10 protein-coding genes are annotated in these 12,093 nt (G+C 54.4%); 4 read left to right on the top strand and 6 right to left on the bottom strand.

The window, feature by feature from the left end; all coding sequences use genetic code 11:
* Nucleotides 1-564, top strand: a complete 564-nt coding sequence (locus BUC32_RS08710) for a TadE/TadG family type IV pilus assembly protein (RefSeq protein WP_073251672.1) — start codon at nucleotides 1-3, stop codon at nucleotides 562-564.
* Here BUC32_RS08710 and BUC32_RS08705 read toward each other — a convergent pair.
* The 6 genes from BUC32_RS08705 to BUC32_RS08680 all read right to left on the bottom strand — a co-directional run bounded on the left by BUC32_RS08705 (nucleotide 561) and on the right by BUC32_RS08680 (nucleotide 7,900).
* On the bottom strand, nucleotides 561-1,034 hold the full coding sequence (locus BUC32_RS08705; protein ID WP_073251670.1) for a hypothetical protein: 474 nt from the start codon (nucleotides 1,032-1,034) through the stop codon (nucleotides 561-563). The genes BUC32_RS08710 and BUC32_RS08705 overlap by 4 nt on opposite strands.
* Nucleotides 1,035-1,176: 142 nt before the next feature.
* Nucleotides 1,177-2,340: a M20 aminoacylase family protein gene (locus BUC32_RS08700; protein ID WP_073251668.1), complete on the bottom strand. Its 1,164-nt coding sequence runs from the start codon at nucleotides 2,338-2,340 to the stop codon at nucleotides 1,177-1,179.
* 28 nt (nucleotides 2,341-2,368) lie between these two features.
* Nucleotides 2,369-3,535 (bottom strand): M20 aminoacylase family protein, encoded by a 1,167-nt coding sequence (locus tag BUC32_RS08695; RefSeq protein ID WP_073251666.1) that lies wholly within the window; start codon nucleotides 3,533-3,535, stop codon nucleotides 2,369-2,371.
* 26 nt (nucleotides 3,536-3,561) lie between these two features.
* The gene (locus BUC32_RS08690; RefSeq protein WP_073251664.1) at nucleotides 3,562-4,905 is read right to left on the bottom strand and encodes an NAD(P)/FAD-dependent oxidoreductase; all 1,344 of its coding nucleotides are present in this window, start codon (nucleotides 4,903-4,905) and stop codon (nucleotides 3,562-3,564) included.
* A gap of 6 nt (nucleotides 4,906-4,911) precedes the next feature.
* The gene (argE, locus tag BUC32_RS08685; protein ID WP_073251662.1) at nucleotides 4,912-6,075 is read right to left on the bottom strand and encodes an acetylornithine deacetylase; all 1,164 of its coding nucleotides are present in this window, start codon (nucleotides 6,073-6,075) and stop codon (nucleotides 4,912-4,914) included.
* Nucleotides 6,076-6,079: 4 nt separating this feature from the next.
* Nucleotides 6,080-7,900 carry an ABC transporter ATP-binding protein gene (locus tag BUC32_RS08680; protein WP_073251660.1) on the bottom strand — a complete coding sequence of 607 codons (1,821 nt, stop codon included), beginning with the start codon at nucleotides 7,898-7,900 and terminating at the stop codon, nucleotides 6,080-6,082.
* Nucleotides 7,901-8,198: 298 nt separating this feature from the next.
* Between BUC32_RS08680 and BUC32_RS08675 the strand changes: the two genes are divergently transcribed.
* The 3 genes from BUC32_RS08675 to BUC32_RS08665 all read left to right on the top strand — a co-directional run bounded on the left by BUC32_RS08675 (nucleotide 8,199) and on the right by BUC32_RS08665 (nucleotide 11,968).
* Nucleotides 8,199-9,899 carry a peptide ABC transporter substrate-binding protein gene (locus tag BUC32_RS08675; RefSeq protein ID WP_073251658.1) on the top strand — a complete coding sequence of 567 codons (1,701 nt, stop codon included), beginning with the start codon at nucleotides 8,199-8,201 and terminating at the stop codon, nucleotides 9,897-9,899.
* A 100-nt stretch (nucleotides 9,900-9,999) separates the two neighbouring features.
* Entirely contained in the window at nucleotides 10,000-11,007 is a 1,008-nt protein-coding gene (locus BUC32_RS08670; protein WP_073251657.1) for an ABC transporter permease, read from the top strand.
* The gene (locus BUC32_RS08665) at nucleotides 11,000-11,968 is read left to right on the top strand and encodes an ABC transporter permease (protein WP_073251655.1); all 969 of its coding nucleotides are present in this window, start codon (nucleotides 11,000-11,002) and stop codon (nucleotides 11,966-11,968) included. Before BUC32_RS08670 ends, BUC32_RS08665 begins: the two co-directional genes overlap by 8 nt.
* The last annotated feature ends 125 nt before the right edge of the window (nucleotides 11,969-12,093 follow it).

Genomic DNA, 12,093 nt, shown 5'->3' with positions numbered 1-12,093 from the left:
ATGTTCAAGAAACTCCTGAAATTTCGCCGCAGATTCTCTCGTGATGTGTCGGGTTCCGTTTCCGTCGAAGCCGCCATAATCCTACCTTTATTGCTGTGGTCTTTTATTGCGATGTGGGTGTTCTTTGATGCCTACCGGACACGTGCTTTGACCGAAAAAGCCGCCTTTGTAGTATCGGATATGTTTTCCAGGGAAACTGGCGCAATAACAGAGACCTACATGGCGAGTGCCAAAAGTCTTTTTGATCTGCTCGCGGAATCAGATTCGGCATCTGGCCTTCGCACAACAGTTATTTCGTACAGCCGCGTAAGAGAGCAATACGAAATGGAGTGGTCGAATGCGCAGGGCAATATTGAACCACTAAATGAATCCGAATTGCCTGAGATCGTTGCGAAGCTGCCGGAAATGGTGGATGGAGAAACGCTTATTTTGGTGGAAACAAAATCCACTTACGAACCAAGTCTAAACGTTGGTCTCGGTGACCAGAACTTGACGACTTTTGTATTTACCCGTCCTCGCTTTGCATCCCAATTGGTGTGGGATAGAGAGTTGGGAAATTCTTAGTTTCTTTCAGCAAGCATCGCTTCCAACATCTGCGCCATGAATTTGGTCTGAGATCCTGGCGTCACACCGCCAATCCCAACCCGGCGCCCCGTGGCCCACCAGAGGCCCGGCAACCAGCGCCGGGCCCTTGGCGTTTTTAGGCGGACCAAAAATCCGTTTGACGGCTTCATCGCAAAGGTGCCGCGTTCTATCCGGTCAATCTGTTCAATCGAGGCCACCATTTCGCCAGCACTATCGCGCAAGCCTTCGGCAGTGAGTTCAATAACACGTTCAGTAGCCCTGCGCGTTTTCTCAGCCAAAGCTAGAGCAGCCAGCCCCAACACCACAAGAAAGGCTTGCCACAAGAATTTACCGGGTGGGATTGCAAACGCCACATAAAGCAATAACGCCCCCAAAAGCGCCATGACTCCGACCCCAAGCCAGCGGCGCGGAGCAGAGGCGCTCACTGTTGCCAGAATTTCATCCGTCATCGATATGCTCCCTTGCTTGCACCCGCCCTATCCTATTGCAGGGTAAAGTCTCAAGCCGTCATCTGGCCTAAATCATCCTGAAATAAGCGTTGCCATATTGCAAAGCCAGCTTGAGGGACAACGCCTCTCAATAGCGCTCGGATTAGCCCGCAGGCATCCGTTGTTCGGCAATTTCCGCCCACCAGCTGCACCCCGCCGGGATGGCTTCGTCATTAAAGTTGTACTCGGGATGGTGGACCATCGCAGTGTCACCATTGCCCACAAGGATGTAGGCGCCGGGGCGCTCTTCAAGCATAAAGGCGAAATCCTCGCCCCCCATGACCAATGGGGCGTCATCACAAGCTCCGCTCACTGATTTGGCCACTTCTGCGGCAAATTCGGTTTGCTGGTCCGAATTCACCATGACCGGATAGCCGCGGAGATAGTTCACTGCCACGGAGCCGCCAAAAGTTGAGGCAATGCCGGTGCAAACCTCTTTGATGCGTGTCTCTGCAAGATCTCGCATGGCGTGGCTCATGGTCCGCACGGTGCCTTTCAGCTGCACTTTTTGCGGGATCACATTGAACGCGTTGGAAGAGGTTTCAAAAGACGTAACCGATACTACGATCTGATCGACTGGGTCGGCGTTGCGGCTGACAATCGACTGCATCGCGATCACAGCTTGCGACGCCATCACAGTGGTATCGACAGTTTCATTGGGCTTGGCAGCGTGGCCACCCTTGCCTTCGAATTCGATCTCGAACGTATCGGTCGCGGCAAAAAACGCGCCTGGACGGATCGAGAATGATCCCACAGGCCTGCCCGGCCAGTTGTGCATTCCGTAAACTTCCTGAATGCCCCAGCGATCCATCATGCCGTCATCGCACATTTCCTTGCCGCCGCCGCCGCCTTCTTCGGCGGGCTGAAAGATCAGCACAACCGTACCGTCGAAATTGCGGGTTTCGGACAAGTATTTCGCCGCTCCCAACAACATCGCTGTGTGTCCGTCGTGACCACAGGCGTGCATGGCTCCATCGGTTTTTGACGCATAGCCCAATCCGGTGGCTTCATGGATCGGCAGCGCATCCATGTCGGCGCGCAATGCGATCACTTTTCCTGAACCGGTGGATTTACCCTTAATCACGCCCACAACACCGGTCCGACCAATGCCTGTCACCACTTCGTCGCAGCCAAATTCCCCTAGCTTTTCAGCGACCAAAGCACTGGTACGATGGGTTTCAAACAGAATTTCAGGATGGGCGTGAATATCGCGGCGCCATTCGGTGATTTCGGACTGCAACTCGGCAAATCGGTTCTTTACGGGCATCTCGTCTCGCTCCTCAAAGGAATAATTTTCAGTCCAGCGCCATGCGGCGTTCGACCATCTCTGCAAACCAGCTACACCCAGCAGGGATCGCATCATCATCAAAGTTGTATTCGGGATGGTGACACATCATTGTGTCGCCATTTCCAAGAAAGATATAGGCTCCGGGGCGCTCTTCAAGCATGAACGAGAAATCCTCGGCAGGCATAATCGGATCGACATTGTCGATCACATCCCCTGACACAGCGCGCGCAGCTTCAGCAGCATAGACTGTCTCGGCCTCGTGGTTGATTGTCGCCGGATATCCTACCGTCCAGGTCATCTCGGCTTTTGCGCCAAATGCCGATGCTGTATCTTCGGCGACACGGCGGATACGTTCCTCTGCCAGCTCTCGGTTTTCGGGATCCAGCGTACGCACCGTGCCCTTCATCCGAACCGTATGCGCGATGATATTGGACGCGGCACTGTCTGTCTCAAACGTCCCAACCGTTACCACAACCCGGTGGATCGGGTTCACACTACGTGCCACAACCGACTGCAGTGTTACCACAATCTGAGAGGCAGCCAACGTCGCATCCACGGCCTCGTGAGGGGCTGCGGCATGGCCACCTTTGCCAGTCACGACGATCTCAAACTCATCGGCAGATGCCAGCAAGGCACCAGAGCGAATGGCGAACTGGCCCACCGGAAACCCCGGCATATTGTGCAGGCCATAGACTTCCTGAATGTTCCAACGATCCATCATACCGTCGTCGCACATCTCTTTGCCGCCACCACCGCCTTCTTCGGCCGGCTGAAAGATCAACACAGCGGTGCCATCAAAGTTGCGGGTCTCTGACAGATATTTGGCCGCGCCAAGCAACATGGCCGTGTGGCCATCGTGGCCGCAGGCATGCATCTTTCCATCTGTTTTCGACGCGTAGTCCAGCCCCGTTGCCTCATGGATTGGCAACGCGTCCATATCTGCGCGCAGTCCTATGACACGCCCTTTGGTGTCCTGACGACCTTTGATAACGGCCACAACTCCGGTCCGGCCTATGCCGGGTGTGATTTCGTCAACGCCGAACTCTTTCAGGCGCTTTTGTACAAACGCAGCGGTTTCGTGAACGTCAAATTGAAGTTCCGGGTTTTCGTGTAGGTGGCGACGCCATCCGGTGATCTCATCGTGCATTTCTGCAAAGCTGTTTTTGGTTGGCATTTCTTATCCCTCAAGAATTTCAAAACCTATAGGTCTGGCCCCAATTCAAGCTTTGACCCATCCGAAAATCGCGAAAACCGAAAGCGCGATAAATTGTGACCAATGTCACCGCCACTTACCATATCCGACATGATCCGCCCAAAGGCTGGACCGATACCAAAACCATGACCACACATGCCGGTGCAGACGCTCAGGCCTTCAATCGGGGCCTGATCCACCACTGGAACGACATCGGGCATAGTGTCGATCATCCCCGCCCAACTGGCGGCGATTTTGACCTCTCCGACGATGGGCAACAACGAAGCAAAGGCCTTGCGTATCTCTTCGACCTTGCCGGTATGCGGCGCTGGGTCAAGAATACGCAATTTCTCAAAAGGAGACGTCACGTCCCCAGCCCAGCGACGCGCCGTACCCCAACCATCAGGAAACCCTTTTGGAGCCACTGGACGATAGGCGCGAGAAAGCGGATCACGTAGCGCTTGGCGTAAGTATTTGGGTGTATGACGCAATGCGTCTGGGCCAACAAAAATCTCGTGATAGCCTGCCGAAGCCAACGTATAGCCTCCATCCTGACGTCGTCGAAATGCTAGGCGCGCACTTACGGCTCCCCCCTGAAACACATCAGGCAAGGCTTCGGTTGTCGCAACCGTGGCACGCACAGACAACTGTGGGATGTTCACCCCTTCGTTGCGCAAAAACAGGGCGGACCATGCACCGCCCGCGACAATTACCTGAGGCGCTTTGATCAGACCTTGCTCCGTGACAACGCCGCTCACCCGTCCGGCAGATCGATCCAAGGTTCGTGCCGCACAGTTTTCGACAATCTCCGCACCAGCTTTAACCGCAGCGCGCGCCAATGCTGGCACAGCCACCCACGGTTCGGCCTTCATGTCCGAGGGCGTGTGCAAAGCAGCGGAATACGTTCGGGTCATGCCGGGGATCAGTTCGGCCAGTTCTTTGGAAGACAAAAGGTGGCTATCCACCCCCATCGGGACGGCCTTGGCCAGCCATTCTTCGTAAGATGCGGTTTCTGCATCGCTTTCGGAAAAATAAGTTAGACCGCAGGTGGTCAGGCCAATGTCTTGTTCGACCTCTTCAGCAATATCTGCCCAAAGGCGATTGGCCTCAATCATGATCGGCAATTCTGCCAGATCGCGGCCCTGCTGGCGAATCCACCCCCAATTGCGCGCCGATTGCTCGCCCGCGATACGCCCCTTTTCCAGGACGACTGGTTTCAGACCCTTTTTTGCAAGGTAATAAGCAGCAGAGACCCCAATCACACCGCCACCGATGATAACAACGTCGGCTTCTTTCGGCAAAGGACCACAATGTTCGACCGGACTGGTCAGCGTGATCGGAAAACCAGCCATAGCGATTTAGCCTCTCAACAATTCAAGCAATCGCTGCATAAACGCCTGCCCTGCTTCGAACTGGGCGACGGTCAGGTATTCATTCGGCTGATGGGCTTGCGCAATATCACCTGGGCCGCAAATCACGGCAGAATAGCCCGCGTTCTGGAAATGCCCGGCCTCGGTACCATAACTAACCACCCGTTTGGCGTTGTCGCCAGTCAGGCGGCGCACGATCATTTCGGCCTCACCTTCTTGTTCTGGTGTCAGAGCAGGAACATCGAACATTTCTTCCAACGCAATATGCGCCGAAGGCTGCACGGCCTGCATTTCGGTCTCAACTTCGGCCACTTTGGCGCGAAAGCGGGCTTTCCAGTCTTCCGCACTTTCGCCGGGAACGCAGCGAAAATCGAGCCCAAAATGGCAATCTAGTGCAGTTATGTTATGAGCCGTGCCACCCGAAATGGTCCCGACATGCACCGTGGTCCAAGGCGGTTCGAACACAGCATCAATTTCGCTGGGCTCTTGTGCGATATTGGCCGTGTTCATGTCGTTGGCCCATTCAATCAGCTTGGCCCCGGACATAATTGCATTCACCCCAGTGTGCATGAGTGATGAATGCACTTCAAAGCCGCGCATATGCACATGGAATCCACAACCGCCCTTGTGACCAGTGACGGCTTGCATCATCGATGGCTCGCCAACGATAACGGCACTTGCCTTTGGCACAATTGGCCCCATCGCGTCGATCAATGGCGGCGCTCCGGCGCATCCGATCTCTTCGTCGTAACTCAGTGCGATCTGCAACGGGCGCTTGAGAACGCCATAATGCCCTTCGACCATGGCCCAGATCGCCAACGCATCGAACCCTTTCATGTCGCAAGTGCCGCGTCCGAACAGCTTGCCATCTTTTTCGACCACCTCATAGGGGTCCGTGCCCCATGGTTGACCTTCGATCGGTACAACATCCGTGTGGCCTGACATCACAATGCCGCCTTCAATCATCGGCCCGACATGGGCAAAGATCGCAGCCTTTTCATTGTCTTCGTTGTAATGGCGATGCGCGGCAATTCCATGACTGGTCAAATAATTATCGACCCATTCGATCAATGGAAGGTTGCTGTCATGGCTAACAGTAGGAAAAGAGACAAGTTTATCTAGGATCGCGCGGGGCGATAGGCGTTCAGCCATTGGGTCAATATCCGCTATCTGTGGTCAGAATCAGGTGGCCAGGTGACACTTCGCGATATTCGCTTGGCGCCGCTTCGTAACCGATGGGATGGATAGGGGACGGAATCGGTTTAAAGTTCAAGTCTTTCTCCGACTTTCTTTGGCGCGGATCGGCAATTGGCACCGCTTTCATCAAGGCCTGAGTATATGGATGCTGTGGGTTTTCAAAAACCTCTCGGCGCGGGCCAATCTCGACTATACGACCCAGATACATCACGCCGACATAGTGACTGACCCGTTCAACCACCGCCATATCGTGGCTGATGAACAGGTAACTCAGACCCAATTCGGCCTGAAGCTCCATCATCAGGTTCAAAACTTGCGCCTGCACCGACACATCCAACGCTGAAACAGCCTCGTCAGATACAATCAATTTCGGGTTCAGCGCCAAAGCGCGTGCGATCGCAATTCTCTGGCGTTGACCACCGGACAATTCGTGCGGATAGCGCTTCATGAAACTGCGTGGCAGCTCTACCCGGTCAAACAGCATCGCCACACGGTCCTGCAACTCGCTGCCCGAATGGGTGTTATAGTTACGCATCGGCTCAGCGACTTGTTCCATCAACTGCATCTGTGGGTTGAGCGACGCAAAAGGATCCTGAAAGATCATCTGCATATCCTGGCGAACCCTGTGCAAGTCCTTTTGATTCAAGTCCAGAACATCGCAACAATCAAATTCGACATGTCCTGACTGCGGTTCAACCAAACGCAAAATCGACCGCCCCGCCGTGGACTTGCCACACCCAGATTCGCCAACCAAAGACAGCGTCTGGCCCTTGTTCAAGGTAAATGACACGTCTTCAACCGCATGCACATTGGCCACGGTCCGGCGGAGCAATCCGCCTTGCACTGGAAAGCGCGTGGTCAGATTTTTTACTGTCAGGATTGGCTCGTCCGACCCAGGGATAGGGTCAGTACTGTGGGTATTATCGCCAAACAATTTCATGGGCGCGGGCAAATCCGTGCCTGTCATCTCACCCAGCTTTGGCACCGCGGCCAATAATGCCTTGGTATAGTTGTGCTGTGGGTTTTCAAAGATTTCTTCGACCGTGCCCTCTTCGACCTTTTTGCCGCGAAACATCACCACGACGCGATCTGCCATCTGGGCGACCACGGCCATATCGTGGGTGATAAACATCACCGCCGTGCCGGTTTCGCGCTTCAGACGATCCATCAGCGCAAGAATTTCAGCCTGAATGGTTACATCCAATGCCGTTGTCGGTTCATCCGCAATCAAAAGCCGAGGTTCGCACGCCATGGCCATGGCAATCACAACCCGCTGGCGCATACCACCGGACAATTCGTGCGGATACTGCTTGAGGCGTCTTTCTGGCTCTGGAATCCGCACCTGCTTCATCAGTTCTAGCGCGCGTTCTTCGGCCTCTTGCTTAGACATTCCTTTGTGCAGTCGCAATCCTTCGGTCAACTGACGGCCAACCGAAAATACCGGATTTAACGCGGTCATCGGCTCCTGAAAGATCATTCCGATCTCATTACCGCGAATCGTCCTCATCAAATCCTGACCGGTTTCGGCCAGATCGACATTGTCCGCATCCTTGCGGTCAAAGATCATACGACCCCCGGCAATTTTGCCGCCACCGAACTCTACAAGGCGCATCAAAGACAGGCTTGAGACCGACTTACCAGAGCCAGATTCCCCAACGATACAAACAGTTTCGCCCGGATTGACCTTGAACGAGACATCTTCGACGCCAACAACCGGACCTGACTTGGTTTGAAATTCGACTCTTAGGTTTTCGATGGACGCGATCGCGGAATCCAGCATGGTTGATCTACCCTGTTGGTGAACTTGTTGTTGTATGTTGGACGCTAACGACAGCATCCCCCAACTGTCAAACAACTGCCTGCATCGGAATGGTTTGCGTAGGGTAAGGCGCAATCCAAGGCTTGCATTTTTGACCACCTTGGTCTGTGATGCCCCTAGTCTTGAGGGGATGAGCGCAGAAATCCGGGGCAGCCCGTGGTTGTTTGATGTTTCATTTTCTCATTTTGACAAACCAATTCCGAGTGTCAGCCAATGACACCGGACGCAAGCACGAAAAGTGCCCAACAAGGAGTGAAACATGAAGATAAAGTCACTGATGCTAGGGGCTGTAGCCGCAACTGCGCTCGCCCCTGCCGCGATCGCTGAGCGCGGTTCGGACGGCCATGTGAACATCATTTACTGGCAAGCGCCTTCGATTCTGAACCCGTATCTTTCAAGCGGCACCAAGGACATCGAATCAGCGTCGCTGGTGATTGAGCCTCTCGGTCGTTACGATCCAAATGGCGCCTTGGTGCCATATCTGGCCGAAGATATCCCCACTGTCGGCAACGGCGGTGTTGCGGAAGATCTGAAATCCATCACTTGGAAACTGAAGTCGGGCCTGACCTGGTCAGACGGGTCTGCTGTCACTTCGGCAGACGTGAAATTCACCGCTGACTACTGCATGCACCCCGAAGGTGGCTGTGCACAGCTGGCCAAGTTCGAAGGCGTGGACAGTGTTGATATCGTCGACGATCTGACCGTCACCGTGAACTTCTCTGAACCCAAACCGAACCCATATGGTCCGTTCATGGGCGGCCAGTCGCCTATCATTCAAGCAGCTCAGTTTGCAGAATGTACAGGCGCCAAAGCTCCTGAGTGTACCGACGCCAACTTTGGTCCAATCGGTACAGGTCCGTTTGTGGTGGACGAGTTCCGTCCAAATGACGTGATTTCGATGTCGGCAAACCCGAACTACCGCGATGCTGCTAAACCAGCCTTCGCAACACTGACCTTCAAAGGCGGTGGTGATGCAACCGCAGCCGGTCGTGCAGTTTTGGAAACCGGCGAGTTTGACTATGCCTGGAACCTGCAACTAGCACCTGATGTTTTGGCCAAAATGGCCCAAGGCGGCAAAGGTAAGCCAATCGCAGCCTTCGGGTCTTTGGTTGAACGTCTCGAGATGAACATGACGAACCCGTCACCAGACCTACCTGAAGGCGAACGGTCAACCTCTAAGCATCCGCACCCGTTCCTCTCGGACATCAACGTTCGCAAAGCTCTGTCGATGGCCATCGACCGCAACCTGCTGGTTGAAGTGGGTTATGGTCAAGCTGGCCGTCCGACCTGTAATCTGGTTCCCGGACCCGCAGTTTATGCATCCGACAACACCGACTGCTTGACCCAAGATATTGCGGGCGCCAACAAACTGTTGGACGATGCAGGCTGGGTCTTGGGATCTGACGGTGTTCGCGCCAAAGACGGCGTGCGTATTTCGATCCTCTATCAAACTTCAACCAACGCCGTACGTCAGGACTTCCAGGCTCTGATCAAACAGTGGTGGAGCGAGATTGGTGTTGAAACCGAACTGCGCAACCTGAACGCATCGGTCTTCTTCGGTGGCGATCCCGGTTCGCCCGACACATTCCAGCGTTTCTATGCTGACGTTGAAATGTACGCTAACAACTTTGATGGCACCGACCCGGAAAGCTATCTTTCGCAGCACACCTGTGACAAGAACCCAAGCCCCGAAACTCAGTGGCAGGGTGAAAACATCAACCGTTTCTGTGATGCAGAGTACGACAAACTGGTTGCTGAGCTGTCGAAAACTTCAGACCTTGAGACCCGCTACGCGCTGGCTAAGAAGCTGAACGACATGCTGACCAAGGACTCGTATGTGGTTGTTGCGCTGGTGGACCGTGGTCGTGTTTCGGCCCACGCCAACAGCCTTGGTGGTGTTGTTTTGAACACTTGGGACTCTGAGCTTTGGAACGCAGCCGACTGGCACCGCCTTAAGTAATGTGACCTGACTTAAGACGCCCCTGTGCATCGCATGGGGGCGTCTTTCCACATCCCGTTCACTCCACCTTCTTCAAGACCGATCAACAAGGGCGCCGTTAATGCTCACATTCACGATCCGACGACTGATAACTTCGGTCCCGACGCTTTTGTTCATCAGCCTTGTGATTTTTCTGCTGCTCGAACTCGCTCCGGGTGATCCGATGGCGCAAGTTCCGCTAACTGTGCCCCCCGAGGTCAAAGCCAAGATGCGCGAAGCACTTGGGCTGGGAGAGCCGCTGCACATACGCTACTGGAAATGGCTGGTTCAATTCTTCTGGATCGAACCTCAGGTGCTGTTTGACCATTGGTTCGGCACAACCTTCTCTGAAGGAAAACTGCGTATTCTTAGCTGGCAGACCCGCTCTCCGGTGATGGACATGGTTGTTCAGCGCCTGCCCCAGACTCTTTGGGTGGTCGGCATGTCTTATGTTGTCGGTATCCTGATTGCTTTGCCCATCGGCATCTATTCGGCTTATCGCCAGTATTCGTTATTTGACCAATCCGGCACTTTTATTACGATGGTAGGTTTCTCCATCCCGCCGTTCTTTACTGGCCCGCTGCTGATTATGGTGTTCGCGGTCCAGCTGGGGTGGTTCCCATCTGTCTATGACACCACTCATGTGGTCGACGACTGGGCCAGCTTCAAAATACAGCTTCGACAGATGATCATGCCGGTGATGGTGCTAGCCTTGCAGACCACTGCCCAGATCAGCCGCTTTATGCGTGCCTCCATGCTCGACAACCTTAACCAGGATTACGTGCGCACCGCCCGCGCCAAAGGCCTGCCGGAAAAGGTAGTGGTGATGGTCCATGTCTTGCGCAACTCGATGATCCCCGTAGTCACCGCGATTGCCCTTGGCGTTCCCGGCATTTTCGGCGGCGCCATCATCACCGAGGTGGTGTTCAAAGTGAACGGCATCGGTGCGCAACTACTGAGCGCGCTTTTCGCCAATGACCTGCCATCAGTTCAAACGCTGACTTTTATGATCGCGGTGCTGATCGTGACCTTCAACCTGATCGCTGACGTCCTCTACGGCGTCCTTGACCCGAGGATTCGCTATGATTGAGCCTGTCCAAAAAATCGAAGCACTGCAGGACGCGGGCCCAACCGATCCCCCGCATTCTCAATGGCGTGATGTGTGGGACCAGTTCCGCAAACACAAAGGCGCCCTGATGGGGGGCACATTCCTGCTGTGCATCACGCTGGGTGTGTTGTTTGGCGAGTACATCTGGACCATTGATCCGCAAAAGCTCGACATTCGAAACAAGGATATCCGCCCAATCTATTCAGTTCTTTGGAACAGTGACGCCAAGGTGCAATGGGGCCACCCTTTGGGTACAGACAACCTTGGGCGCGATGCGCTGGCCAATATGATTGTCGGCGGGCGCACGTCGATGGCTGTAGGGTGGGTCGCGATGATCCTAGCCTTGTCAATCGGCACGTCGATTGGTGTTCTGGCCGGGTATTTCCGCAAACTGGACGGACCTTTAATGCGGTTTACCGACCTTGTCCTGTCTCTGCCGATCTTGCCTTTGCTATTGGTCGCTGTGACTTTGTTCCGCGATCCACTACGCGCTAGCTTTGGGCCCGAAACTGGCATGTTCATCCTGATTGTCGGAGTCGTCGGGATCACTTCATGGATGCAAACAGCGCGCATCGTGCGATCCGAAGTGCTGGCATTAAAAGAGCGCGAATTCATTCTGGCAGCCCGTTCAATCGGCACAACTCCGGGGGCAATCATTCGACGACATTTACTGCCCAACGTGATTTCTCCCATTATGGTGTCGGCGACACTCGGCCTAGCGACGGCCATTATCACCGAAAGCGCTTTGTCCTTCCTTGGGGTCGGCTTTCCGCCTGATTTTCCGACATGGGGTAAGATGCTGGCTGACTCGGTACCGCGTATGGATCAGTTCCCGGAACGCGTAATGTTGCCCGGGTTGGCGATCTCGTTCACCGTGCTGAGCGTGAACTACCTCGGTGATGGTCTACGCGACGCTCTCGATCCACGGATCCGGGGTCGCTAGGGCGAAAAAGGAAAAACTTACTTCAAATCTAATGAGGCCGGACCAAAGCGTCTGACCTTTTGTTTCGGGAAAAACAACAGTTCTCGATGCCCTGCCGATTTAGAATTTTCTCCCATGGCTACCAT

This window comes from Shimia gijangensis (assembly GCF_900142085.1).
GTDB classification, from domain to species: domain Bacteria; phylum Pseudomonadota; class Alphaproteobacteria; order Rhodobacterales; family Rhodobacteraceae; genus Shimia; species Shimia gijangensis.
Note: the sequence above shows the minus strand (reverse complement) of the source record. Positions and strands in the feature narration are given on the sequence as shown.